This window comes from Roseomonas nitratireducens (assembly GCF_017813355.1).
In the GTDB taxonomy this organism is placed as follows: domain Bacteria; phylum Pseudomonadota; class Alphaproteobacteria; order Acetobacterales; family Acetobacteraceae; genus Neoroseomonas; species Neoroseomonas nitratireducens.
This window is the reverse complement of record NZ_JAGIYZ010000010.1, coordinates 74,717-100,091: the sequence shown is the minus strand read 5'-3', so window position 1 is coordinate 100,091 and position 25,375 is coordinate 74,717. Positions and strand designations below refer to the sequence as shown.

Below are 25,375 nucleotides of genomic sequence, written 5' to 3'. Positions count from 1 at the left end.
ATCGTCACGCCACGGTGCGCGGTTCGAAGCGCGGCGCGTCAGCCGCGCCATTCCGCGCGCGCACGGGAGAGCCAGCCCGTCGCATGGTCGGCAAGCTGCGGCACCTTCTGCAGCACCTCGTCCGTCGCGGTGTCCGCCGGCAGCGCGCCGCCGGCGATGCGCGGGCAGGCCATCAGCAGCGGGAAGGCGGCCTCGGCCACGCGGCGGCCGGCGACCGTGTCGCTCGGGTAATGCACGCCGAGCACCTCCCGCAGCTTCGCGATGCGCTCGGCGAGCCGCCAATAGGGGCTCTGCTTGTCCGTCAGCCCGCTGCCGACCGTCGGCGGCACCACCTGTTCCAGGCAGCGCGCGATCAGGAAGGACTGGATGGAATGGCCGCTCGGATAGGCGGAATGCGCGGGCGGGTCGATCGGCGACATGATGCTGGGGTCGAGCCGCATCGGGCGCGGCCGGTTGAACACGCCCTTGTAGTGCATGCAGAGGAACTGGCCGACGCGCAGCGCCGCCGCACACAGGTAGTAGGTGTGCGGGTGCGTCGCGACGGAGAAGTGCAGCAGGCCGCGGTAGTAGCCGATGATGCCGTTGCGCTGGGCCAGCGCCTCGCCCATCACGCCGGCGCGGAACTGCGCGAGTTGCCGCAGCTCGGCGAGTTCCGCCTTGAGCCCGCCCTGGTCGGCGATGTCCTTCGCCATGTCGTCGTTCTGCGCGGTGGCCGGCACGTTCTTGGCCGCCTTGCGCATCAGGCCGTTCCAGGCGACGACCGCCGGGCCGCTCTTCAGCTGCACCTGGACGAATTCGCCGAGGATCAGCAGCGAGGCGTTGGAGGGCGAGAAATCCGCCAGCCGCGGCGCCACCGCCTCCGGCGCGATCGGCCAGTCGTCCGGGTTCTGAGGCTGCGCCGGCGGCCAGGCCGCGTTCTTGAAGCTCGGCGGCCAGCGATGGCTGCGGTATTCCTGTTCCTGCTGGTTGTTGCCCTTGGTCCGCCGCACGAATTCGGGGGCGAGGCCGACCGGGCGGAACACGCCGCCGCCGCCCCGCCCGCCGAGCAGGTCGAGACCTTCCACCCCGTCGACGCCGTCCACGCCGTCGACGCCATCCATCGGACCGATCGCCGGACCCTGGGCCATGGGCTGTGCCTCCTCCTTGCCGTGCCGCGCACCGCGCGGCGCTGTCAGTCGGGGATGCCGGCCAGGCGCAGATGGGCGAGGAAGCCTTCGCGCAGCGCCGGCGTCTGGAACGGTATCCGTTTGCGCGCATAGGCGTCGAGCGAGAAGGAGGGGCGCAGCGCCATGAATCGCGCACCGACCTCGCGTGCTTCCTCCGCCCGGCCGCAGGCGGCCAGCGCGGCGGCCAGCACCTGCAGCGTCGCCCCGTGCAGCGGGTTCTCCGCCGCCGAGCGCCGGATCCAGCGCACCGCTTCCTCATGGCTGCCGCGCGCGTAATGGGCGATGGCGAGGAACATGTACTGCGCGTAGCGCATCGGGTCGCGCGGCGACAGCCGCAGCCCCTGTTCCGCGTGCCGCACCGCCGCCGCGCCGCGGCCGAGGTAGCTCAGCGTGGCGGAGGACAGCGTCCAGGCCAGCGCATGGTTCGGGCAGGCCGCGAGCGCTTCCTCGAAATACCCCCAGGCGGTCTCGCTGTCGCGCTGCAGGATCGAGGTGAGGTGGCCGAGCGTCGCCAGCGCCAGCGCGTTCGCCGGGTCGAGCGCATGGGCCTGGCGCGCGAGGTCGAGCGCGCGCGCCGCATCCTCCTCCGCATCGGGGGACCAGCCGCGGCCGATGCGCACGCTGTGCCAGCGCCCGGCCCAGGCGAAGGGCAGGGCGAAGCCGGGTTCCTCCGCCATCGCGGCGGCGAGGTGCGCGCGCGCCGTCTCGAAGGTGTCGCGGTCGGCGCTCGACATCACGTGCAGCGCGCGCAGCATGCGGTCATAGGCGGTCTGGCTGTCCGGCCGCTTGCGCATGGCGCGCTGCAGTTCCGCCGTGCGCACCTGCGGGGCGAGGCCGGCGACCACTTGCCGCACCACCTGCTCCTGCATCTCGAACAGGCCGCCCGCGGGCACGCGCATCCGTTCCGCCCAGAGCGTCGCGCCGCTGCGCGCGTCGCACAGCTGCAGGGAGACCGAGATCGCATCGCCCGCCCGGCCGATCCGCCCGAGCAGCGCATAGCCGACGCCGAAGGCGCGCCCGGCCTCTCGCGGGTCCGGCAGCCTTCCGCGGAACAGGGCGGAGGAGGCGGTGGAGACGACGAACAATTCGTGCAGCCCGGCGAGCGACAGCGCGATGTCCTCGGCCATGCCCTCCCCGAAATAGGCCTGGTCGGGATCGCTGCCCTGGTCGAGGAAGGGCAGCACCGCGATCGAGGGCAGCCCGCCCTGCGGCTGGAGCGGCGCGCTGAAGGCGACCGCGTCGGTCTCGATGGCGAAGAGCCGCGCGCGCCGCTCGAACCCCTTGAGTTCCACGAGGCCGAGGTCGCGCCATTCCTCCCCCGTCGCGTCGCCAAGCGCCGCGCGCGCGCGGTCGGAGACGACGATGCCCCCGGGTGCGGCGTGGGATTGCAGCCGCGCGGCGAAGTTGACGGCGTCGCCGAATATGCGCGCGCCGGTGTCGAAGACCTCCCCCTCATGCAGGCCGATGCGCAGCGCGATCGGCACCGCGTCCCGCCCCGCCGGATCGTCGAGTGCGGCGCGGGCGCCGCGCTGGACGGCGCGCGCCCAGGCGAGGGCGGGGGCGACGGCGGGGAATTCCACCAGCACGCCGTCGCCGGCGAGGTCGACGATCCGCCCGCCCTGGCGCGCCGTCTCGGGTTCGATCAGGCCGCGCAGCAGGGCCATCCAGCGGGTGTAGGTCGCGGCCTCGTCGGCGGCCATCAGCGTCGAGTAGCCGACCACGTCGGCGAAGACGATCGCGGCGCGCCGCCGGCCGGCGGTGGCGGGGCTGCTGGGCTGGTCCGCGACGACGCTCATCTGCGCTCGGGTTCCTCGCGTGCCGGCCGGGGCATGGCCGGCCGCACGTCATGATGGCCGTGCGACCGCCCCGCCGGCTAGAGTCACGGCGGCGAAGGAGGATGGCACATGAGCGACCAGGACGGCCCGCGCCTCGTGCTGCTGATGGAGAACACGCCGGACCTGCGCCGGGCCTATGCGGCCTGGAGCCTGGAGTCGGTGGCCAATGTGCTCAAGTCGATGCTCGCCGACGGGCTCGAGCGCGCCGGCCTCCAGGGCCAGCGGCGGCTGGCGAGCGAGTTCGAGGTCGTCGCCCTGCCATCCAACGTGACGCCGCCCGAGGATGACGATGTCGATGTCGAGGAATGGACGCAGGATGTCGTGATCGGCCTGCGCATGACGGGCGGGGAACGCTCGGCGGAGGAACTCGTCGCCAGCGTGCCGCTCGCCTTCGGCGCCGAGGCGACGATCGGCGCGGACCTGCCCGTCGCGGCCTACGCGGCCGATGGCCTCTGGACCCATTGGTGCCCGAGCGAGGCCGCCGATCCGCTGTTCGGCGACCGCGCTGCCGCGCTGCACGCCATGAAGGCGTCCCCTGGCGACCTCGCCGGCCTGCCGCTGCCGGGCGGGGAGGCGGTGACGATCGCCATGGTCGACACCGGCCTGCCGGAGGAGATGCTGCCGCCCAAGGGCCAGATGCGCGGCTGGAAGGTGCTGGTCGATCCGAACGACCCGGCCAGCATCAGCCGCCATCCCGGGGAGCCGTTGACGCCGCATGGCGCGATGGTCGCGCGCAACGCGCGGGCACTGGCGCCGGCGAACCGCGTGCGGCTGCTCGACTGCCCGGTCATCCCCGATGGCATCGTGGACCTGCCGGTGTTCCTCCATTCCGTGCTTGAGGCGCTGCGGGGGATCCGCGTGACGCTGCGGCGGCAGCGCCGGCGGGAGGAACAGGCGCAGCGCCCGCGCGCCGGCTTCGTGCTGTGCAATGCCTGGGGCGTGTTCGATCCGACGAAGGAATTCTCCGGCAAGCCGTACTCCAGTGACCCTACGCATCCCGTGTCCCGGGTGCTGGCGCGCATCGCCGCACTGGATGCCGACATCGTCTTCGCCGCCGGCAATTGCGGGCCCTTCTGCCCCGCGCCGCGCTGCCATCCGGAGTTCACCGGTCCGGGGCGCGGCATCAACGGCGCCAACGCGCTCCCCTTCGTGCTGACGGTGGGCGCGGTGCGCAGCGACGGGACCTGGCTCGGCTATGCCGGGCAGGGGCCTGGCATCCAGGGCATGGCGCAGGAGAAGCCGGACCTGTGCACGCCGAGCCAGTTCGACGACGGGGATGGCTGGGGCGGCAGCACCGGCACCTCGGCATCCACGGGCCTCGCGGCCGGGGCGGTGGCGCTGCTGCGCACCCGCTGGACCGCGACGGACCTGACCCCGCAGGCGCTGCGCAAGGCGCTGCGCGACGCGGCGAAGCAGCCGGACGGGTCGGCTGGCTGGGCGTCGCGCACCGGGCATGGGGTGATGGACGTGGCCGGCACGGCGGCGGCGCTGCCGCAGCCCTGACGCGCCGGCGCAACGCGCGGATGGCGCGCGCGGCCGCGGCGGTGCGACAACCCCCCCATGCCCGACGCGCTGCCCATGACCGACGCCGATGACGCCCGCTACGCCGCCGTGCTCGCGCGCGATGCCGCGCCGGCCTGCGGGCCGTTCCTCTATGCCGTCACGACCCAGGGGGTGTTCTGCAAGCCGGGCTGCCCGTCGCGTCCGCCGCTGCGGCGGAACACGCGCTTCTTCATCGACGCCGCGGCGGCCGAGGCCGCTGGCTTCCGGGCCTGCAAGCGCTGCGACCCGAAGGGGGAGCGCGCGGCCATCCACGCCGCCGCCATCCAGGCCGCCTGCGCGATGATCGAGGCGTCGGAGACGATCCCCTCGCTCGCCGCGCTGGCGGAACGCGCGGGCTATGCGCGGCACCACTTCCTCCGCCTGTTCCGCGACGTCACCGGGGTCACGCCGCGCTCCTTTGCCGAGAGCGTGCGGGCGCGGCGGCTGTCGGCGGCACTCGCATCCGGCGCGCGCGTGGCCGATGCGGTGGCCGAAGCGGGCTTCGGCAGCGAGAGCCGTGTCTACGAGGCGCCAGGCCGGGTGCTCGGCATGACGCCGGGTGCGGCGCGCCGCGGCGGGGCGGGGGAGGTGATCCGCGTCGCCACCGCCGCCACCGCGCTGGGCCCGCTGATGATCGGCGCCACCGAGAAGGGCGTCTGCTTCCTGGGCTTCGGGGAGGACGAGGCGGCGCTGACCGGCGACGTGATGGCGCGCTTCCCCCAGGCCCGCATCGAGCAGGCGCCCGACGCACTGGCCGAGGCGCTGCGCCAGGTCGTCGCCTATGTCGCCGAACCCAGGGCGGCGCTCGACCTGCCGCTCGACCTGCGGGGTACCGCCTTCCAGCGGCGGGTGTGGGAAGCGCTGCGCGAGATCCCGCTGGGGGAGACGCGCACCTACTCCGGCCTCGCGGCGCAGATGGGCATGCCGGCGGCGACGCGGGCGGTCGCGCGGGCCTGCGCGCAGAACAAGGTGTCGCTCGCCGTGCCCTGCCACCGCGTCGTGGCCAAGGATGGCGACCTGACCGGCTATCGCTGGGGCGTGCCGCGCAAGCGCGCGCTGCTGGAAGGCGAGGCGAAGGCCCGCCGCGGCTGACCGGGGGGCTTGGCGCGGCGCGGGGTTCGTCCCCACACTCCCCCCTGTCGCGACGGGGCCGGCATGAGCCTCTCGCCAGGGAGGATGAACCATGATCGACCGCCGCCGCGCGCTTGCCGCCGCGACCGCCAGCCTGTTCGCACCATACCTTGCCCGCGCCCAGGGGGCGGCGCCGGGCTGGCGGCCCAGCCGGCCCATCCGCGCCATCGTGCCCTTCACCGCGGGCGGGCCGACCGATGTGCTCACGCGCATGATGTCCGACCCGGTGCAGGCCATGCTGGGCCAGCCGCTGGTGGTCGAGAACCGCACCGGCGCGGGCGGGACGATCGGCGCCGACATGGTCGCCAAGGCCGTGCCGGACGGGCACACCATCCTGGTCAACGACAGCGCGCATGGCGTGGGCCCCGCGCTGATCGCCCGCATGCCCTATGACCCGGTGACGGACTTCGCCGGCATCGGCGTGCTGGTCTTCGCGCCGCTGATCCTTTCCGTGAATGCCCGCGTGCCGGCGAACAACCTGCAGGAGCTGCTGGCGCTGATGCGCGCCCAGCCGGGGCGGCTGAACATGGCGACCACCGGGGTGGGCGGGCCGGTGCACATCGCCGCCGAGATCCTGCGCACCACGGCCGGGGTGCAGATGGAGATGGTGCATTACCGCGGCGGCGCGCCGGCCGCGTTGGCGGTGGTGAGCGGGGAGGCGCAGATGACGATCCTGTCCGCGTCCGCCAGCCTGGAGCACATCCGCGCCGGGACCATGAAGGCGATCGCGCTGACGGTGAACCGGCGCAACGCCCTGCTGCCGCAGGTGCCGACCCCCGAGGAAGCGGGGCTGCCCGGCTTCGTCTTCGAGAACTGGCGCGTGGCGGCGGCCCCGGCGGCCACGCCCGCGCCGATCCTGGCCGCGCTGTCCGCCGCCTTCCAGTCCGGCCTGCAGCAGAACCGCGACAGGCTGGCCCAGCTGGGGGAGGAACTGCGCCCCGGCTTCGACACGCCCGAGGCGGTGCGCGCCTTCCTCCGTGGCCAGGTGGACCAGTCGGTCGCGGTGCTGCGGGCGGCCGGGGTGCGGCCGGAATAGCGCGGCGGGTCACGACCAGCCCAGGCGGAGCGCGCGGGGGATGTGGATGACCCCGCTCGCCTGCCGGTGCATGCGCCGCAGGGTGTGCACCAGGTCGAGGTAGAGGTCGTGCTGGCGCGGCGTCTCGGGCGCCGGGGGCATCCAGACCGTGCGGCGCATCCTTTCGGACAAATCGGGGTCCGGCACCTTGGATGGCGGGCCGTTCAGCGCCTGGAGGAAGCCCAGGCGGCGGATCAGCGCGACAAACTTCAGCCCCCGCAGCCGCACCGCGCGGCGGCAGGCGCGGAAGATGAGGGGCGCGATCTGGTTCAGCGGGTGCTTGGGATCATTGTCCTTGATCGCGACGAGCAGCCTTTCCCACAGCCCGGCATGGGTGAGGCGGCGGAAGTAGCGGGAGACGGTGTCCGGCCTGCCATGTTCGGGCGGCAGGCAGCGCCAGGGATCGGTGGTGCAGGCGAGGTGGAATATGGCCTCCATCCTCGCGCGCAGGTCGCCGATCTGGCGGCCGGCGGGGGAGCGGGGGAGGATGAAGGGGAGGAGGGCGTGGAATTGGAGGGGGGTGAGGGTCATTCCGAGAGTATGCGCGAGATGAATCAAAAAAGCAATTTATTCCTAATATGGCGCATCGTCCAGAGCCCCCCGAGCAGACTCTGGAATACGGCACATAACCGAACGAGAAGATCCATCTGAAATCTAAATCAAAGCAGAAAATAGAAAATATGAAAGAAATTTCATAAAGTATAATACTAGATAAGGCGGACTAAAGAATTTGTTTGAGTACGCTCTTTGGGCGAAGATACTTCTCTACGCAATTTTCATATTGTCCATTGGTGTCGAGACTTAAACTGCAAGTGCTATTCGCGTGGCAAATCGGCTCTTCAAGAATAGATAGGCCATTTCCGATAAGAACTACTGTTGCATCAAATCTAATGTATCTATCATGAGCAACATGGGAAAACTCCCTGTCTGGGGCGACGAAAAGAGTTATGGAGCACAAATTTTTTCTAAATTGAGAGGATATTTTTTTAAGTAATCCATATAAATCTTCCGCATTTGCTTTATCGGAAGTAAATATAGTCAAGATCTTCTTCTTTACGCTCGATTCCGATATAGAATCAAGAGATCGAAGGTACATTTCAATGCCGGATACCTTGCCTGATCCATGACGCTCGAGCGCATTTACGCCGGCGTATCGATCAACTATCGATATATGCTTAGAAAGATCGCTGAAGCCTTCTAGCCAACGAGTCCAGATGTGCGCGCGCGGCGTGCGCGCTAAAATCATTTGACCCCAAATGGAAGAGAAATTCATAAATGACGAAGATCTATCCACCGCGTCAAATCGACAGAACTCAACATTTTGATTTTCGGAAAATCGACAATATTCATTTTCATTAAGATGATAGAGATGCGCTCGGGTTTCTTCTAGGCATATCAATTTTATATCTTTATTTTCGGCAATTACCTTCTCTATATCATCAAATGCGCTTTCCGCTGCACCTAATCTGCGCGAAATCTTCCGAAATTTTGAAGATTTTAGAGCTTCTTGCCACATTTTCCGTAGATCTGGCGGCAGGTTTTCAACTGCGGCAATCAAACGTTGATTCTCTTGATTGTAGATGAGGGCCCCATAGTTCAGCCATGATCTAACTAGGCGTTCATGGGCAAGCTTAGATGCGATTTGGTCTGGCCTTGAGGCGGAGATGGCGTCCTCTTCAACCAAAAATCGAACTGGCATTTTATGCTCGCCTCGAAAAAATCTCTTGAAAACTCTCTTCGAAGAAACCGTGCGGCCACTCGTCGATGAAGTCGCCATCATCGTCTAGGCGAAGCTTAAGAACACGTGAACCGCGCCCGTCGGTTGGTTCTACATACAGAACGCTTACAAAGGACGAGGGGATCTCCTTGTTCTTGATCAGTGTCTGAAACCGAAGCATTAGGGCTTCGCTATGCGTTTCAACAATCCACTGGTTCCCTCCATACCTCCGATTTGCTGCCGCCAGCCCGGGTTTGGGCGCGGCCGTGTGCGTCTTCGCGGTTTCGTATAGAAAGTCAGCAAGGTGTCCCTGTAGACGCGGGTGAAGGTGGATCTCAGGCTGCTCAACGCATATGGTTTGCCCTGTAGCTACAACGCCTTCGACTAATATCGGAAGTAATTGACCAATTCCGAAGCCAACATCAGACGGGCTTACAACTACACCCCGGCTATCTGACAGTGCAATCGCGACAATTTCGCCCGTCAAGGAATTCCCGGCCATTTGAATATCAATGGAATACGGGATACCAAATTCTTTTAGCTTCTCGTTTATGCGAGGAATTACATCTCGCTTTCTTCTATACATAATTTGAGGCATTCTTTCACCGCGACTTCCGACTGATTGTTTGTCTGTTCCGGAAATAATATAGTGTCGTGCTGGCGGACTCCTTAGCGGTCCTAGGTAAGATATACCAAGAAGCTCATCGGCGAAATCTCGGCGGGCCAGTTCTAGCGGGCTATACGGAGAACTGAGTGAAAATTTTATTTCATCGCTCATCTTAATTTGTGATAAGACTGTCGATTCGGCGCGAAATGGCAAAATTCCCCATGTATAAAATCGTAGCTTTTTGATCATTTTTGCAAACGCCTCATCAATTTCTATGTCATGTATCTGAGAAACTTTGGAAATCGGTTCTGGTTTTAAGGATCTCATATTATGAAGTATAAAAAATTTTGCGAGATTTCTAGCAGACAAAAGGTCTTTGACTTGAAACTCTGCCGTGGAGGCGCTGTCGTCTAGATCGGCGGGGCTAGTTTTTTTCTGTACAATTCTAGAGAGTTCAAATTCGATTGAAGACGTATCGTGGAAACCATACTTTATGCCGAAAACAGCCGGAATTCCTTGATCCGATTTGTATCCAGATTTCAATAGATCAAATTCAATATCAATGCTTCTGGTCGTGCTTCGTGCAAGAAGGCGGAGGGGCGAGTAGCTTGAGCGGGTCTGAAAGCTAAATCCAATCTTCATTTTGTTTTCTGTATTGTGCTCGAATAGTGCTGAAAGGTACGTTCCTAGATTTGTGTCGTCCCCATTGAATAGAGGGGTCCGAACGGAGGCACTTTGCATCGATTGGCGCATAAGAAGTAAAGATTGAATAATAGAGCTTTTTCCGGCGGAATTTGGCCCATATATAAGTGTAATAGGCGATATTGGAACTTCTTGCGGGTCGCCAAAAGCTTTGAAATTTTCGAGCCTGATGGACTTTAGCATGTTACATCAAATCCTAAGCGCCTCAGATTTCCGGGGAACCCTACACGACGTGCGTGCAATCGGAACAGAACTCTTTGCGCGCTTGGCGCAGAGTACGCCCATCATGACGTGCGGGGCGCATCTCGACGCGGCATCTCCGCCACATTTCGACTTCCCGAAGGTGCAGGAAACTAAGTTTCCTGCCGGGGTGCAGGGGCAGCGCCCCTGCAATCTACCGCCGCGAACGAAACACCCTCACTTCACCACCGCCACCCGCAACGCATTCGTCGTCCCCGGCGTCCCGAACGGCACCCCCGCCGTCACCACCACCTCGTCCCCGTGCGTGGCGAAGCCCTCGTGCTGTGCCGCGCGCACGGCGCGGGCGACCATCTCGGTCATGGAGTGGATCTCGTTCACCTCCAGCGGGTGCACGCCCCACACCACCGCCATCCGCCGCGCGGTCGCGCCGGATGACGTCAGGCCCAGGATCGGGCAGGCCGGGCGTTCGCGCGCGACGCGCAGCGTGGTGGAACCGGTGGAGGAGAAGGTCGCGATCACCTCGGCGTCGATCGTCTCGGCCACCTGGCGCGCGGCGGTGGAAATCGCCCCCGCGCTGCTGCGTTCGGGCGGCGGGCGGGAAGCGTCGGTCAGGCGGCGCCAGTCGGGGTCCTGTTCCACGCGGGCCACGATGCGGTCCATCATGTTGACCGCTTCATAGGGGTACTGCCCGGCGGCGGTCTCGGCCGAGAGCATCACCGCATCCGCCCCGTCGAACACCGCGGTGCCCACGTCGCTCACCTCGGCCCGGGTCGGGCTGGGGGCGGTGATCATGGATTCCAGCATCTGGGTGGCGACGACGACCGGCTTGCCCAGGGCGCGGGCGGCGCGGACGATGCGCTTCTGCGCAAGCGGGACTTCCTCCGGCGGCAGTTCCACGCCCAGGTCCCCGCGCGCGACCATGACGCAGTCGGTCAGTTCCAGGATGCCGTCCAGGTTCTCGAGCGCCTGGGGCTTTTCCAGCTTCACCATCACCCAGGCGCGGCCGGCGGCGATGGCCTTGGTCTCGGCCACGTCCTCGGGGCGCTGGACGAAGGACAGGCCGATGTATTCGATGCCCAGCGGCAGGACGAAGTCGAGGTCGGCGCGGTCCTTCTCGGTCAGCGCGGGGATGGGCAGCACCACGTCGGGGACGTTGACGCCCTTGCGGTCGGACAGCGGGCCGCCGACCACGACCTCGGTTTCCAGATGGTCGGGGCGGGTGCGGGTGACGCGCAGGCGCAGCTTGCCGTCGTCCAGCAGCAGGGTGGTGCCGATCTGGGCGGCGGCGATGATTTCCTTGTGCGGCAGGTTCACGCGGCGGACGTCGCCGGGGGTGGGGTTGAGGTCGAGCCGGAAGGGCTGGCCCGCCTGCAGTTGCACGCGCCCGGCCTGGAACTTGCCGACGCGCAGCTTGGGCCCCTGCACGTCCACCAGGATGCCGATGGGGCGGCCGACCTTGCGCTCGATGTCGCGGATCATGGTGATGCGCGCGGCGTGGTCCTCGTGGCTGCCGTGGGAGAAGTTGAGCCGGAACACGTCGGCGCCGGCGCGGTAGAGTTTTTCGATCACCTCCGGGGTGGAGGACGCCGGGCCGAGGGTGGCGATCACCTTGGTGCGGCGGCGGCGGCGGAAGGCCTGGCGGGTGGATGGGCGCGGGTCGGGGCGCGGGGCGGGGGGCTCGGTGATGTCCGGGCGCAGCTGGGCGGCCGGGACGCCGACGATGCGGGCGACGTCGAGCACGCGGTCATCCGGCACGCGCTTCCATTGGGAGACGGCGGCGGTGGAGATGCCGAGTTCGGTCGCGATCTTCGTGATGGCGCCGCGGCGGGCGAAGATGTCTTCGAGGATGGGGTCGCGCATGGCGGAACCTTATCACGGATAAGGTTTTCCTGCCGATGAAGAATTTTCTGCTTAAGTTCCGTAAGGTTTAACCAATCAGGATGGCGCGGAAGTCGTTGACGTTGGTCAGCGTCGGGCCGGTCTCGACCAAATCGCCCAGCACGGCGAAGACGGCGTGGCTGTCATGGCCGGCAAGGCAGGCGCGCGGGTCGAGCCCCGCGGCGCGGGCGCGGGAGAGGGTGTCGGGGGTCGCGATGGCGCCGGCATTGGATTCGGATCCGTCGATGCCGTCCGTGTCGCCCATCAGCGCCCAGATGCCGCGCGTCCCGCCCAGCGCCTGGGCGCAGCCGAGCAGGCATTCGGCGTTGCGGCCGCCGCGCCCCGGGGTGGTGGCGCGGATGGTGACGGTCGTCTCCCCGCCCGAGAGCAGCACGCAGGGGGCGGGCACGGGCTGGCCATGCGCGCGGGCCGAAAGCGCGATGCCGGCGAGGACGGTGCCGACCTCCCGCGCCTCCCCTTCCAGCGCGTCGCCGAGGATGAGGGGGGTGAGGCCGAGCGCGCGGGCCTCGGCGGCGGCGGCGTCGAGCGCCATGCGCGGGGTGGCGATGAAGCGGTAGTCGGGCGGGCCGAGGCGCGCGTCGCCGGGCTTGGGGCTTTCGTCGCGCGCGGCCTTCAGGTGCGCGACGACGGCCTCGGGCAGCGCCATGCGGTAATGGGCGATAAGCGCCTGCGCCTGCCCGAAGGTGGACGGGTCCGGCACGGTGGGGCCGGAGGCGATGACGGTCGGGTCGTCCCCCGGCACGTCGGAGATGGCGAGCGTCACGACGCGCGCGGGATGCGCGGCGGCGGCGAGCCTGCCGCCCGAGAAGGCGGACAGGTGCCGCCGGATGCAGTTCATCTCGTGGATGGTGGCGCCCGAGGCGAGCAGCGCCTTGTTGACCGCGATGAGGTCCGTCAGCGTCAGCCCCGGCGCCGGCAGCGTCGTCAGCGAGGATCCGCCGCCGGAGACGAGGAACAGCACCAGGTCCCCCGCGCCCGCCGCGGCGGCGAGGTCGAGCATCCGCCGCGCCGCCCGCGCGCCCGCTTCGTCGGGGACGGGGTGGGCGGCTTCCGCGACCTCGATGCGCGCGGTCGGGTGGCCATGGCCGTAGCGCGTCACGACCAGGCCGGAGAGGTCCACATCCGGCCAGGCGGCCTCGACCGCCGCGGCCATGACCGCCGCCGACTTGCCGGCGCCGAGGACGAGCACGCGCCCGGCGGGCTTTTCCGGCAGGTGGCGCGCCAGCACCGTGCGCGGGTCGGCCGAGGCGATCGCGGCGTCGAACAGGCGGCGGAGGGCGGTGCGTGCCGCCTCGTCGGTGAAGGCCATGTGGATAACTTCCTCCTGGCCGCCAGTATGGCGAAGCGGCCGGCGATGGGCCATCTAGGGCAGGTCCAGTCGAGGAGATCCGCCATGCCCGCACCCCAGCCCGAAGCCGACCTCGCGCTTGGCGCCGCCGCCGGCCTGGACGAGGCCGCGCGCGACCGGATCGAGGCCGCCGCCTTCCGCAAGCTGGTCGAGCACCTGCGCACGCGCACGGACGTGCAGAACATCGACATGATGAACCTGGCCGGCTTCTGCCGGAACTGCATGTCCCGCTGGTACCAGGAAGCCGCGGCCGATGCGGGCCTGGCGCTGGAGACGCCGGCGGCGCGGGAGATCCTGTACGGCATGCCCTACAAGGACTGGCAGGCGAAGTTCCAGAAGGAGGCGAGCGCGGAACAGAAGGCCGCCTTCGCCGCCGCCAATCCCGGCCACTGAAATCCTGGGAGCGTGGATTGATGGCCCCTCCGCGGAGCGGATCGCCGAAGGCACCATTGAAGCAAGCGAAGCCGAGGGCTAAACCCGCCTCCCTTCAGACGGCGGGCAGGACGATGGCGCAGGCGGCGGCGAAGAACGAAGGCACCGAGGTGGGCGGCATCGCCGCCGACCGGCTGCGCTCCATCATCGAGCGCGTGGAACGGTTGGAGGAGGAGAAGAAGGCGCTCTCCTCCGACATCAAGGACATCATGGCGGAAGCCAAGTCCGCCGGCTTCGACGTGAAGGTGATCCGCCAGATCCTGCGCATCCGCAAGCAGGAACCCGCGGATGTCGAGGAGCAGGAGACGCTGCTCGACCTGTATCGCCGCGCGCTCGGCATGTGAGGCGCAGCGCATGTTCGCCGCCCCCGATGCGATCCGCGGCTGGCATGCGCATGTCTATTTCGACGAGGACAGCCGGGAGGCCGCGGCACGGCTGCGCGAGGGCATCGCGCAGGCCTTCCCCGACGCGGTGCTCGGCCGCTGGCACGACGTGCCGGTCGGACCGCATCCGCAGGCCATGTACCAGATCGCCTTCCCGCCGGGGCTGTTCCCCGCGCTGGTGCCCTTCCTCGCGCTGAACCGGGAAGGGCTCGCGGTGCTGGTGCATCCGGACACGGGGCGCCAGCGCGCCGACCACGCGCATCACGCGATGTGGATGGGGGCGGTGCTGCCGCTCGATACCGCGCGCCTGCCGGAGTGAAGCGCGCGATCAGCCCGCCGCGCGCGCGTCCCGCCCGCCCCTGACCAGCGCCACGAAGCCGAAGGCGGTCGCGAACATCAGCAGGCTGTAGATCGCCGCCGGCACGGCATGGGCGGCATCCAGCCCGAGCGCGGCCACGACCGCGATCGCGAGCGTGCCGTTCTGCAGCCCGCATTCGAGCGACAGCGCGATGCGCTGGTGCCGCGCGCAGCCCACCAGCGCCGGCCCCCAGAAGGCGATCGCCATCATGACCAGGTTCAGCGCCAGCGTCGCGAGGCCTGCGGCGGCGAAATAGGTCGCGATGTTCCCCCGTTCCGCCCAGATCGCCGCGCCGACCACCACCACGAACAGCACGCCCGACAGCCGCGCCACCGCAGGTTCGATCCGCGCGGCAAGCGCCGGCCGCGCGCCGCGCAGCGCCATGCCGAGCGCAGCCGGCACGACGACGATCGCGAACATCCTGATCGCGATGCCGGTCATCGACAGCCCCGCCGCCGCGCCCTCGCCGCCGAAATGCGCGAATGCCAGCAGCACGACGATCGGCACGGTGACCATGGCGGCGAGGCTCGTCACCGCGGTCAGCGTCACCGACAGCGCGACATCCCCGCCCGCGTAGCGCGTCAGCAGGTTCGACGTCACGCCGCCGGGCGCCGCCGCGATGATCATCAGCCCGATCGCCAGCGCGGGCGGCGGCGCCCAGATCACGGCGACCAGGAAGGCGACGGCCGGCAGCAGCAGCACCTGGGAGACGAGGCCCGCCACGAAGGCGCGCGGCTGCGTCGCGACGCGGCGGAAATCATCCAGCCCCAGCCCCAGCCCGAGCGAGAACATGATGATGGAGAGGGCAAGCGGAAGCAGGACCTCGATCGTCACACCCATGGAGCAATCCCCGGCAGCGCCCCGAACGGGCGTCTGTTTCGGCCCCTATACAACAAGGATCGCGCCCCCGCGCCAGTCGGCGCGCTTGACCCGACGCGGCGCGGCGCCGGAGATTCAAGCACCGGCAGCGCAGGAGGCGCGGGTGAGGGGGATCTTCGGCTGCGCCGCGGCGCTTGTCGTCGCGGCCTCGGCGCAGGCGGCGCCGCGCGACCCGCCGCGCCACTACGCCGCCATCGGCGCGCCCGACCCGGCGCTGGTCGCCGCCGGCGCGCTGCTCGGCGTGTCCGTCGGCATCGAGGATGCGGACGATGCCGCGATCGCCGCGCTGTATCGCCACCAGCATGCCGTCACGATCCTGCTGCGCGACGCGGCGGCGCGGCGCCCGGTCGCGCTCGGCGGCGCGGCCTTCGAACCCGATGCGGGCCGGCGCGGCGCGCGGCTGGGCGTCCTCCGCCTGCCGGAAGGGCGCGCCTTCGCCGTGACGCGGGCGATGGAGGACAGCGCCTCGACCCGCGCCGCGCGGCTGCTGCTGCGCCCGCTTCCGCCTTGACGGCCCGCGGGGGCGGGCGGAGGCTTTTGCGCCGCCCCGCGAGGAGAGACGCGTGCCAGCCTTCCGCCCGACCCGCCGCGCGCTCGCGGGCCTTCTCGCGCTGCCAGCCCTGCCCGCCGCCGCGCAGGCGCCCTGGCCGAACCGGCCCATCCGCTTCGTCGTGCCCTGGCCGCCGGGCGGGCTGAACGACCTGATCGCCCGCGCCTTCAACGACCGCGTCGGCGCGGCCCTCGGCCAGACCATCGTCAACGACTTCAAGCCCGGCGCGGGCGGGCGGATCGGCGTGGCGGAAGTGGCGCGCGCCACGCCCGATGGCTACGTCATCGGCATGGGCAACCTCGGCCCGCTGACGATCTTCCCGAACCTCTATCGCGACATGCCCTTCGACGTGGCGCGGGACCTCGCGCCCGTCACGATGTTCGCGGCATCGCCGCTCGTGCTCGTGACCAAGGGCGACTTTCCCGCGACCTCCGTCGCCGACCTCATCGCGCGGGCCAAGGCGCAGCCGGGGCGGCTCAACTACGGGTCGGTCGGCATCGGCACGGCGCAGCACCTGATCTTCGAGATGTTCCGCCAGCGCGACGGCATCGACATGGTCCACGTGCCCTATCGCGGCAACACGGACAGCCTGGTCGCGCTGCTGGGCGGCGACATCCAGGCGATGTTCGAGACGCTGCCCACCATCCTGCCGGCCATCCGCGACGGGCGCGTGCGCGCGCTGGCCGTCACCACGCCGACGCGCGTGCCGCAATTGCCGGAGGTGCCGACGCTGGCCGAGGCCGGGCAGCCGGGCATCGAGGTGTCGACCTGGTATGCCGTGATCGCGCCCGCGCGCACGCCGGATGCCGTGCTCGACCGCCTGTTCGCCGTCTACACGCAGGTCGCGCAGGCGCCGGAGATGCAGCGCTTCCTGGCCGAGCAGGGGCTTGTCTACCTGCCCAACACCCGCGCCGGCTTCGCCGAGCGGATCGCCGCCGAGACCGCGCGCTGGGCGGCGCTGATCCGCGAGCGCGGCATCAGCGTGAACTGAGGGAGGCCACCATGGACCACGCCATCGCCCCGATCGGAGGCGCGGCCGCCTGGCGCGGCGCGGAACTCGCCACGCGCGGCTTCTGGCCGCGGCGGCTGACGGGCGCCGAGATCGCCGCGCTGGACGCCGCGCTGGCCGCGGTGAAGCAGGCCGGCCGCGCCCCGCCCGCCATCGCGCGCGAGCATTTTTCCATCCCCGCCTTGGCGCCGCTGCTGGCCGAGGTGACGCGCGAACTGGAGGACGGCGCGGGCGTGGTGCGCCTGTCCGGCCTGCCGGTGGAACGCCTGTCGCGCGAGGACCTGCGCACGCTGTTCTGGGGCCTGTGCGCCAATATCGGCACGCCGCTGTTCCAGAACACGACCGGCGAGGTGCTGGCCGAGGTGAAGGACGAGACCGGCCAGGGCATCGCCGTGACCGGCGGCGGGCCGGGGCCGGTGCCCTCCGCCCGCGCGCGGTCCCGTTCCACCGGGCCGCTGCGCTTCCACACCGACAAATGCGACCTGCTGGCCTTGCTGTGCGCGTCCAACGGCATCGCGGGCGGCGTCTCCCGCGTCGTGTCCACCATCGCCATCCATGACGAGATGGCGCGCCGCCGGCCCGACCTGCTCGCCGTGCTCTACGAGGATTTTTTCCGCATGCGCCCGGCGGATGAGGAAGGGGACCAGCACGCCGACCGCGTCTTCCGCATGCCGGTCTTCTCCCGCGGGCCGGACGGCGCCTTCACCAGCCAGTATTCGCGCACCTATGTGGAGATGGCGCATGACCAGCCGGAGGTTCCTCCCCTGCGCGCGGAGCAGGTGGAGGCGATGGACATGCTCGCCGCCCTTGCCGACGAACTCTGCGCCGAGGCGCCCTTCACCCCGGGCGACATCCAGCTGCTGAACCAGCACACGACCTATCACGGGCGCACGGCGTACGCCGACGACGCGGCATCGGGCGCGCATCGCGTGCTGCTGCGGATATGGCTGGCCACACCCTTCAGCCGGGCGCTGCCGGAGGGGCACCGGGTGCAGTGGGGGGCGGTGGAGAAGGGGGCGCTGAGGGGTGGGGCGATCCTGGGGCGGAGTGCCATTGCCGCATAAGGGCGGGGGGAGAAGGGAACTTCTCCCCCCGTAACCCCCCTCAACCTTTTTTGGTTTTCCGCCCTTCATCGAGGGCGGAGTGAAAAAGAAGGGAGGGGGCTTCGGGGGAGGTTCTCCTCCCCCGACCTTCACCCCCAAGCCGCCGGATGCGTCCCCAACGCCACCGCCGGCAGCGCCCAATGCGCCGGCGTCCCCGACAGCGCCGCGCTGTGCCGCACCGCCGTCATCCGCCCGAAGCCGCTGGCGCTGTCCTCCAGGAAGCGCGAAGCGTCGGCGAGCCCCGGCGCGGCGAGCCCGCCCTCGACGCGCCCCAGCCGCTTGATCCATTCCCCCGTGCCGGCGAGCGAGACGCGCACCAGCCACGACCCGCCTTCCTCCGCGCGCTTCAGCAGCGCCGCCATGGCGCCCAAAGCGAGCAGGTAGCCGGAGGCGTGGTCCAGGGCCTGGCAGGGCAGGGGCCTCGGCTTGTCCTCGCCCGCCGCCGCGCGTTCCGCGTCGTTGATGCCGTTCGCGTTCTGCACCAGGGAATCGAAGCCGCGCCGCCCGGCCCACGGGCCGATATGCCCCCAGGCCGAGAGCGAGACGCAGACGATGCCGGGCTTCAGCGCGGCGAGGGCTTCCGGCGCGAAGCCGTGCCCGGCGATGGCGCCGGGGCGGTAGCCTTGCAGGAAGATGTCCGCCCCTGACGCCAGCGCGCGCAGCGTCGCGCGGCCGGAATCGGCGCGCAGGTCGAGCGCCGCGCAGCGCTTGCCGCGCCCGGTGTCCATCACCAGCGCGGGGATGGAGGGCAGGTGCGGCCCGGTCACGTGCAGCACCTCGGCACCATGGGCGGCCAGCGTGCGGCCTGCGACGGGGCCGGCGATGACACGCGTGAGGTCCAGCACGCGGATGCCGTCGAGCGGCCGCGCGGCAAGCGGCGGCAGGGGCGTGGGCGGCGCGTCGCCGATGCGTTCCAGGACCAGCGCGGGCAGGGATGCGGCGGCGGCGCCGGCCGGGTGCGCGGCCCATTCCGCCAGGCTGCGCGTCATGGTCGCGACGCCGCCGGCCGCGTAGATCGCGGTCTCGGCGTCCTGCGCCGTCCAGCCTTGAAGCGCGGCGGTCACCGCGGCGCGGTCGTAGTCGCAGGACAGCGTGCGCAGCACGGCCTCGCGATGATGCGGCAGGTTGGTGTGCAGGCGGATGAAGCGGCCATCTCCCGCGCGGTGCAGGCCGGCGATGCGGTCCCAGCCCTCATGCACCTCGGCGCCGTCGATGCGCAGCTGGTGCTCGGAGCGGAACTCGGCGAGGGCGTGGGCGATGTCCACCGTCACGCGCTGCGCGCCGCCGCCGCGCGCTTCGTGGATCGCGGCCGCCGCCGCGCCGGTCGCGCCGATGCTCGCGAGCGCCGAGGCGCCGACGGCGAAGCTCGAGGGCATCAGCGGGTCGGCGCCGGTCAGCGTGACCGAAGGCAGGCGCGCGTCGGCGAGGCCCGCCTCCCGCCAGAGGGCGCGGAGGGCGGTGTCGGGGGAGATGCTCATGCGCGGAGCGTCGCGCCGCGCCGCGCCGCGGTCCAGCCCCGCGCGCGCGGGCTGGCGGTGGGCGTGGCGCGGATGGACGGCGCGCTACCCCCACATCTTCTCGATCTCGCCGGCCCGCGCCTCGATCGCCATGCGGCGCTTCACCTTCATCGTCGGCGTCAGCAGGCCGTTGTCGATGGTGAAGGGCTCGGTCGCGGCGAAGTGGCGGATGCGCTCGATGGTCGGCAGCTTGGCGTTCACGCGGCGCACCGCCTCGCCGATCTTGGCTTCCATCCCCTCGGCGGGGACGATCAGGGCGACGAGGGCGGGCTTGCCCTCGCCGGCGATCAGCGCCTGGTGCACCTCGGGCTCGGCCATCAGCAGGCTTTCCACCTTGGCGGGGCTGACCATGTCGCCGCCCAGCGTCTTGATGAAGTCCCGCTTGCGGTCGGTGATGCGCAGGTAGCCGTCCTCGATCACGCCGACATCGCCGGTGTGCAGCCAGTGCTCGGTCTCGCCCGGCGGGGGCTTCAGCGCGGCCTCGGTGGCCTCGGGGTTGTTCCAGTAGCCGGTCATGACGAGCTCGCCGCGGACCAGCACCTCCCCATCCTCGGCGATGCGGCATTCCACGCCGGTCAGCGGCGGGCCGACCGTGTGCCGGCGGTTCGCCCAGGGCAGGTTGACGCTGACCACGGGCCCGGCCTCGGTCTGGCCGTAGCCCTGCAGCACGGGCAGCCCGAGGGCCATGAAGAAGCCCGACAGGTCGGGGTCGAGCCGCGCGCCGCCCGAGACCAGCGCCTGCACGCGCCCGCCGAAGCGCGCGCGCACCTTCTCCCGCACCAGTCTTTCCAGCACCGCGTCCTGGATGCGGTCGAGCAGGCCGAGCGGCGGCCCGTCCATCCGCCGCAGGCCGAGCGCATGGGCGCGGTCGAACAGGCCGCGCTTCAGCGCGCTTTCCTTCTCGAGCCCCGCGAGGATGCGCCCGCGCAGCACCTCGAACAGACGGGGCACGGCGGTGATGACGGCGGGGCGGATCTCGGCGAATTCGTGCGACAGCCGGTCGGCGCCGCGCGAATAGACCACCTCCATGCCGATGGACGGCAGCAGGAAGCCGCCCACCGTGTGCTCGTAGGAGTGCGACAGCGGCAGGAAGGACAAATAGGGCTTGCCGTCGAGATCCAGCCGCTGCGCCAGCGGCACCACGCCCGCGCGGTTCGCGAGCAGCGCCCGGTGCGGCAGCATCACCCCCTTGGGCAGGCCGCCGGTGCCGGATGTGTAGATCAGGCAGGCGAGGCTGTCGGGCGCGGCCGCGGCGGCTTCCGCGTGCAGGGCGGCGACGTCGCCGGCGGTGGCGAGCGCTTCGTCCCACCGGTGGCTGGCCATGCCGGCGGCGTCCGGCGGTTCATCCACGCAGACCAGCAGGTCGAGCCCGCCGGCCAGGGCCGCGCCTTCCAGCACCTTCTCGGCCAGCTTGCGCGTCGAGACGATGGCCGCCCGCGCGCCGGAATCGCGCAGGATATGCGCGTGGTCGGCGGCGAGGTTCGTCGTGTAGGTCGGCACGGTGATGGCGCCGATGGCCATGATGGCCGTGTCGGCGATGGGGAATTCGGGCCGGTTTTCGCTGACCAGCATGACCCGGTCCCCCGGCCCGACGCCGCGGGCGCGCAGGAAGGCGGCGACCGAGGCGACCTGGATGGCGAATTCGCCCCAGCGCAGGCTGCGCCAGGCGCCGCCCTGCCAGTGGCGGAACAAGGGGCGGTCCGCCCATTCCGCCGCGCGCGCCAGCATCATCGCCGGCAGCGTGGGCCAGCCTCCCGCCGAATAGGCCATGGGTCCCCCGTGAACATCCCCGGCAGGCATGTAGGGGGGGCGCCCATGCTTGGCCAAGTCCCCGATCGGTCTATATGGGCAGCGTGATCAATCCGCCGCTCCCCGCCCCCGCCCGCGCCCCCCTCGACGCCGCCGCCGCCGAGGCCGCGCTGCCCACCTGGGACCTCTCGGACCTGTATTCCGGGCCGGAGGATCCGCGCCTGGCCGCCGATCTCGACCGGGTCGAGGCCGAGGCCCGCGCCTTCGAGCAGCGCCTCGCCGGGCGGCTCGCCGCCCTGCCGGGCGACGCGCTCGCCCAGGCGATCGCGGATTACGAGCGGATGTGGGAGGCGCTCGGCCGCGTCACCTCATTCGCCGGGCTGCTGTTCGCCGGCGACGCCGAGGATGCGGCGAATGGCCGCTTCTACCAGACGACGCAGGAGAGGGTGACGCTGATCTCCTCCCACCTGCTGTTCTTCACGCTGGAGATCAACCGGCTCGAGGATGCGGCGCTGGAGGCCAAGGCCGGCGCGTCGCCCGCGCTCGCCCGCTGGCGGCCCTGGCTGCGCGACCTGCGCGTGTTCCGCCCGCACCAGCTGTCGGACGAGGCGGAGAAGCTGCTGCACGAGAAGGAGGTCGCCGGCCGCTCCGCCTGGACGCGGCTGTTCGACGAGACGATCGCCACGATGCGCGTGAAGGTGGGGGAGGAGGAGCTGACCGTCTCCGCCGCGCTGAACCGCCTGTCGGACCGCGACCGGGCCAAGCGCCAGGCGGCGGCGGCGGGCGTCTCGGCGGCCTTCGGGGACCGCGCGCGGCTGTTCGCGCTGATCACGAACACGCTCGCGAAGGACAAGGAGATCGAGGACAAGTGGCGCCACTATCCGCGCCCCGGGTCCTACCGGAACCGCTCGAACATGGTCGAGGACGAGGTGGTGGACGCGCTCGTCTCCGCCGTCCGCGCCTCCTACGCCCGGCTGTCGCATCGCTACTACGGGATGAAGGCGAAGTGGCTGGGGCTGCCCAAGTTGCAGCATTGGGACCGCAACGCGCCGCTGCCGGAAGAAGACGACCGGCTGGTCCCCTGGCCCGAGGCGGTGGAGCGCGTGCTGTCTTCCTATGCCGCCTTCAGCCCGGAACTCGCATCCGTGGGCAGGCGCTTCTTCGACAAGCCCTGGATCGACGCCGCGCTGCGGCCGGGCAAGGCATCCGGGGCCTTCGCGCACCCGACCGTGCCGTCGGCGCACCCGTATCTGCTGCTGAACTACCACGGCAAGGCGCGGGACGTGATGACGCTGGCGCATGAACTGGGCCACGGCGTGCACCAGATCCTGGCCGGCGGGCAGGGCTACCTGCTGTCCTCCACGCCGCTGACGCTGGCCGAGACGGCGAGCGTGTTCGGGGAGATGCTGACCTTCCGCGCCGTGCTCGACGCCGAGACCGATCCGCGCCGCCGCCGCGGCATGCTGGCCGGCAAGGTCGAGGACATGCTGAACACGGTGGTCCGCCAGGTCGCCTTCTACCGCTTCGAGACGCTGCTGCACGACGAGCGCCGCAAGGGCGAGATCTCCACCGAGCGCCTCGCCGAGCTGTGGATGCAGGTGCAGACGGAAAGCCTCGGCCCGGCCTTCGAGTTCACGCCCGACTACGGCGTCTACTGGGCCTATATCCCGCACTTCGTGCACTCGCCCTTCTACGTCTACGCCTACGCCTTCGGGGATTGCCTGGTGAACGCGCTGTACGGCGTCTACCGCGACGGCTCGGTGCCGGGCTTCGAGGGCAAGTACCTCGACATGCTCCGCGCGGGCGGCACGAAGCGGCACAAGGAACTGCTCGCCCCCTTCGGCCTGAACGCCGCAGACCCGGCCTTCTGGATGAAGGGGCTCGATGTCATCTCGGGCTTCATCGATGAGTTGGAGCGCGCCGATGGCTGACCGGGAAGGCAGCACGATCTTCGGGGAGGCGCGGCGCATGCTGCGCACCTCCGGCGCCGTCACCGGCATCGCCGCGCGCTACGCCGGCAAGCGCCTGTTCGGCGTGAAGGGCAACGAGGCCGCGCATGCGGAGGACCTCAAGGCCGTCCTCGGCGGGCTCAAGGGCCCGATGATGAAGGTGGCGCAGTTCCTCTCGACCGTGCCGGACGCGCTGCCGCCGGAATACGCGAAGGAACTCGCCACGCTGCAGGCCAACGCGCCCCCCATGGGCTGGCCCTTCGTGCGCCGGCGCATGGCGAGCGAACTGGGCCCGGCCTGGGAATCCCGCTTCGCGGATTTCGAGCGCGAGGCCGCCGCCGCCGCATCGCTCGGCCAGGTGCATCGCGCCACGCTGCATGACGGCACGCGGGTGGCCTGCAAGCTGCAATACCCCGACATGGCGTCGGTGGTGGAAGCGGATTTGCGCCAGCTGAAGATGGCCATGGCGATCTACCGCCGCATGGACAGCACGCTGGAGAACGAGGAAGCCTATCTCGAACTCTCCGAGCGGCTGCGCGAGGAACTGGACTACCTGCGCGAGGCCGCGCAGCAGAAGCTGTACGCCAAGATGCTCCAGGGCGTGCCCGGCGTGCGCGTGCCCACGCCTATCGAGAGCCTCTGCACGAAGCGGCTGCTGACCATGACCTGGCTCGATGGCCGCGCCATCCAGGCGCGCATCGACGAGGACCCGCCGGAGGAGGAACGCGCCGCCTATGCCCGCGCCCTGTTCCGCGCCTGGTACGTGCCGCTGTACGGCTATGGCGTGATCCATGGCGACCCGCATCTGGGCAACTACCAGGTGCGGTCGGACGCGCCGGAGAATGGCGGCTGGGGGATCAACCTGCTCGATTTCGGGGTGGTGCGGATCTTCCCGCCCACCTTCATCGGCGGCGTGATCATGTTGTACGAGGCGATCCGCGACGACGATTTCGACAAGGCCGCCGCGGCCTACGACATCTGGGGCTTCCGCAACCTCAAGCGGGAGACGATGGAGGTCCTGAACATCTGGGCGAAGTTCCTCTACGAGCCGCTGCTCGATGCGAGGGTCCGCCCGATCCAGGTGAACGACGACCCGCAATACGGCCGCAAGATCGCCGAGGAAGTGCATGCGGGGCTGAAGCGCACCGGCGGTGTGCGGGTGCCGCGGGAATTCCCGCTGATGGACCGCGCGGCGATCGGGCTGGGCTCGGTGTTCCTGCGGCTGGGGGCGAAGCTGAACTGGCACGATCTGTTCCAGGAACTGATCCAGGGCTTCGATACGGACGTGCTCGCGCAGCGGCAGCGGGCGGCGTTGGCGGAAGCCGGGCTGCCCGATCCGCATCCGCCGGGCTGAGGCGGCGGGTCGGCCATGCTTTACGTTCCGGCATGGCCCGCTTCCTGACCCCGGCCGAGGATCGGCTGATCGCCCGCTTCCTGGACCTGCTGGTGCAGCGCCTGCCGGACGGCGCGCTGCGCGGCGTGACGCTGTTCGGCAGCCGGTCGCGCGGCGAGTCCGATGAGGATTCGGACGTCGATGTCGCGGTCGAACTGGCGCCGGGCGCCGCGACCCTTGCGGCGCGGCGCATCGTAAGCGACGCCGCGCATGACGCGATGGCGGACAGCGACGGCTTCGCGCTCGGCCTCTCCCCGGTCGTGGTGCCGGCGGGCCAGGGCGGCGCGCTGGATGCGGCGCTGGCGCGGGACGGGGAGCGGCTCTGGCAGCGCGCGGCATGAGCCCGGAGCCGCCGGGCCATCACCTCGCAAAGGCGGAACGCTTCCTGCGGGCGGCGCGCACGCTGCTCGCCGCCGGCCTCGCCGAGCAGGCGACGTCGGACGCGTAGTACGCCGCCTTCCATGCCGCGACCGCACTGCTGGCGAGCGCGGGCCTCGAGGCGAGCACGCATGAGGGCCCGCGCCGCCTGCTCGCGCTGCATTTCGTAAAGGACGGGCCCTTGCCGCCGCACACCGCGCGCGACCTCTCGCGCCTGCTGAGCGACCGGCTTCTGGCCGACTACGCCGTGGCGGGGGAGATCGACGGCTCGGCGGCGGTCGATGCCGCGCGCCTCGCGGCTGGCCTTGTCCGCGCCATCCTGCCTGTGCTGCTGGCGCGCGACCCAGCCAGCGCCGTTGCGGCCGAGGCGGTGCGGCTGGAACTCGGCCTGCTGGACCAGGCGACGGGCTGAGGCCGGGCATGCCTGTTTCCGGCCGAGGGCTCGGCGCCGG

The 25,375-nt window shown here is 69.8% G+C and carries 22 protein-coding genes and 1 pseudogene; 13 read left to right on the top strand and 10 right to left on the bottom strand.

All coding sequences use genetic code 11. The annotated features are described in order from the left end of the window. Positions 1-38: 38 nt before the first annotated feature. Both J5Y09_RS11845 and J5Y09_RS11840 read right to left on the bottom strand, forming a co-directional pair. Complete coding sequence (locus J5Y09_RS11845) at positions 39-1,127, bottom strand: phosphatase PAP2 family protein (protein WP_209351999.1); 1,089 nt, start codon at positions 1,125-1,127, stop codon at positions 39-41. Between the two features lie 44 nt (positions 1,128-1,171). After that, the gene (locus J5Y09_RS11840) at positions 1,172-2,962 is read right to left on the bottom strand and encodes an adenylate/guanylate cyclase domain-containing protein (RefSeq protein WP_209351998.1); all 1,791 of its coding nucleotides are present in this window, start codon (positions 2,960-2,962) and stop codon (positions 1,172-1,174) included. A gap of 108 nt (positions 2,963-3,070) precedes the next feature. Between J5Y09_RS11840 and J5Y09_RS11835 the strand changes: the two genes are divergently transcribed. From J5Y09_RS11835 to J5Y09_RS11825, 3 genes are all read left to right on the top strand, one after another. After that, positions 3,071-4,504: a S8/S53 family peptidase gene (locus tag J5Y09_RS11835; protein WP_209351997.1), complete on the top strand. Its 1,434-nt coding sequence runs from the start codon at positions 3,071-3,073 to the stop codon at positions 4,502-4,504. A 57-nt stretch (positions 4,505-4,561) separates the two neighbouring features. After that, on the top strand, positions 4,562-5,635 hold the full coding sequence (gene ada, locus J5Y09_RS11830; protein WP_209351996.1) for a bifunctional DNA-binding transcriptional regulator/O6-methylguanine-DNA methyltransferase Ada: 1,074 nt from the start codon (positions 4,562-4,564) through the stop codon (positions 5,633-5,635). A gap of 91 nt (positions 5,636-5,726) precedes the next feature. Beyond that, positions 5,727-6,710 (top strand): Bug family tripartite tricarboxylate transporter substrate binding protein, encoded by a 984-nt coding sequence (locus J5Y09_RS11825; RefSeq protein ID WP_209351995.1) that lies wholly within the window; start codon positions 5,727-5,729, stop codon positions 6,708-6,710. Positions 6,711-6,719: 9 nt separating this feature from the next. On the opposite strand, the gene J5Y09_RS11820 is transcribed toward J5Y09_RS11825, so the two are convergent. The 5 genes from J5Y09_RS11820 to J5Y09_RS11800 form a co-directional block, all read right to left on the bottom strand. Then, positions 6,720-7,280 (bottom strand): transposase, encoded by a 561-nt coding sequence (locus J5Y09_RS11820; RefSeq protein ID WP_209351994.1) that lies wholly within the window; start codon positions 7,278-7,280, stop codon positions 6,720-6,722. Between the two features lie 190 nt (positions 7,281-7,470). After that, positions 7,471-8,448: a hypothetical protein gene (locus tag J5Y09_RS11815; protein ID WP_209351993.1), complete on the bottom strand. Its 978-nt coding sequence runs from the start codon at positions 8,446-8,448 to the stop codon at positions 7,471-7,473. 1 nt (position 8,449) lies between these two features. Then, the gene (locus tag J5Y09_RS11810) at positions 8,450-9,958 is read right to left on the bottom strand and encodes an AAA family ATPase (protein WP_209351992.1); all 1,509 of its coding nucleotides are present in this window, start codon (positions 9,956-9,958) and stop codon (positions 8,450-8,452) included. A gap of 234 nt (positions 9,959-10,192) precedes the next feature. Further along, a complete protein-coding gene (gene pyk, locus J5Y09_RS11805) occupies positions 10,193-11,836 on the bottom strand; it encodes a pyruvate kinase (protein ID WP_245217065.1) in 1,644 nt (547 codons plus the stop codon). A gap of 67 nt (positions 11,837-11,903) precedes the next feature. After that, complete coding sequence (locus tag J5Y09_RS11800; RefSeq protein ID WP_209351991.1) at positions 11,904-13,184, bottom strand: glycerate kinase type-2 family protein; 1,281 nt, start codon at positions 13,182-13,184, stop codon at positions 11,904-11,906. Between the two features lie 84 nt (positions 13,185-13,268). Between J5Y09_RS11800 and J5Y09_RS11795 the strand changes: the two genes are divergently transcribed. From J5Y09_RS11795 to J5Y09_RS11785, 3 genes are all read left to right on the top strand, one after another. Next, positions 13,269-13,616, top strand: a complete 348-nt coding sequence (locus J5Y09_RS11795) for a DUF1244 domain-containing protein (RefSeq protein WP_209351990.1) — start codon at positions 13,269-13,271, stop codon at positions 13,614-13,616. Positions 13,617-13,729: 113 nt separating this feature from the next. Continuing rightward, positions 13,730-13,999: a DUF2312 domain-containing protein gene (locus J5Y09_RS11790; protein WP_198375930.1), complete on the top strand. Its 270-nt coding sequence runs from the start codon at positions 13,730-13,732 to the stop codon at positions 13,997-13,999. Positions 14,000-14,009: 10 nt separating this feature from the next. Beyond that, positions 14,010-14,357, top strand: a complete 348-nt coding sequence (locus J5Y09_RS11785; RefSeq protein WP_209351989.1) for a DOPA 4,5-dioxygenase family protein — start codon at positions 14,010-14,012, stop codon at positions 14,355-14,357. Positions 14,358-14,366: 9 nt separating this feature from the next. Here J5Y09_RS11785 and J5Y09_RS11780 read toward each other — a convergent pair whose 3' ends face one another. Next, positions 14,367-15,236, bottom strand: a complete 870-nt coding sequence (locus tag J5Y09_RS11780; protein WP_209351988.1) for a bile acid:sodium symporter family protein — start codon at positions 15,234-15,236, stop codon at positions 14,367-14,369. A 142-nt stretch (positions 15,237-15,378) separates the two neighbouring features. Between J5Y09_RS11780 and J5Y09_RS11775 the strand changes: the two genes are divergently transcribed. Genes J5Y09_RS11775 through J5Y09_RS11765 form a run of 3 tightly spaced genes read left to right on the top strand, consistent with a single transcriptional unit; the run spans position 15,379 to position 17,898 of the window. Continuing rightward, positions 15,379-15,786 carry a hypothetical protein gene (locus tag J5Y09_RS11775; protein ID WP_209351987.1) on the top strand — a complete coding sequence of 136 codons (408 nt, stop codon included), beginning with the start codon at positions 15,379-15,381 and terminating at the stop codon, positions 15,784-15,786. A 52-nt stretch (positions 15,787-15,838) separates the two neighbouring features. Continuing rightward, positions 15,839-16,816, top strand: a complete 978-nt coding sequence (locus tag J5Y09_RS11770; RefSeq protein WP_209351986.1) for a Bug family tripartite tricarboxylate transporter substrate binding protein — start codon at positions 15,839-15,841, stop codon at positions 16,814-16,816. A gap of 11 nt (positions 16,817-16,827) precedes the next feature. After that, positions 16,828-17,898 carry a TauD/TfdA family dioxygenase gene (locus tag J5Y09_RS11765; RefSeq protein ID WP_209351985.1) on the top strand — a complete coding sequence of 357 codons (1,071 nt, stop codon included), beginning with the start codon at positions 16,828-16,830 and terminating at the stop codon, positions 17,896-17,898. Positions 17,899-18,026: 128 nt separating this feature from the next. On the opposite strand, the gene J5Y09_RS11760 is transcribed toward J5Y09_RS11765, so the two are convergent. After that, positions 18,027-19,415: a CoA transferase gene (locus tag J5Y09_RS11760; protein WP_209351984.1), complete on the bottom strand. Its 1,389-nt coding sequence runs from the start codon at positions 19,413-19,415 to the stop codon at positions 18,027-18,029. 84 nt (positions 19,416-19,499) lie between these two features. Further along, complete coding sequence (locus tag J5Y09_RS11755) at positions 19,500-21,224, bottom strand: AMP-dependent synthetase/ligase (RefSeq protein WP_209351983.1); 1,725 nt, start codon at positions 21,222-21,224, stop codon at positions 19,500-19,502. A 74-nt stretch (positions 21,225-21,298) separates the two neighbouring features. On the opposite strand from J5Y09_RS11755, the gene J5Y09_RS11750 reads away from it, so the two are divergent. The 4 genes and pseudogenes from J5Y09_RS11750 to J5Y09_RS11735 form a co-directional block, all read left to right on the top strand. After that, on the top strand, positions 21,299-23,134 hold the full coding sequence (locus J5Y09_RS11750; protein ID WP_209351982.1) for a M3 family oligoendopeptidase: 1,836 nt from the start codon (positions 21,299-21,301) through the stop codon (positions 23,132-23,134). Then, positions 23,127-24,506 carry an ABC1 kinase family protein gene (locus J5Y09_RS11745; RefSeq protein ID WP_209351981.1) on the top strand — a complete coding sequence of 460 codons (1,380 nt, stop codon included), beginning with the start codon at positions 23,127-23,129 and terminating at the stop codon, positions 24,504-24,506. The genes J5Y09_RS11750 and J5Y09_RS11745 overlap by 8 nt, the downstream gene beginning before the upstream one ends. 32 nt (positions 24,507-24,538) lie before the next feature. Further along, positions 24,539-24,886 (top strand): nucleotidyltransferase family protein, encoded by a 348-nt coding sequence (locus tag J5Y09_RS11740; protein WP_209351980.1) that lies wholly within the window; start codon positions 24,539-24,541, stop codon positions 24,884-24,886. Positions 24,887-25,005: 119 nt separating this feature from the next. Continuing rightward, positions 25,006-25,335: pseudogene (locus tag J5Y09_RS11735) on the top strand (hypothetical protein); the annotation flags it as partial. Positions 25,336-25,375 lie beyond the last annotated feature (40 nt).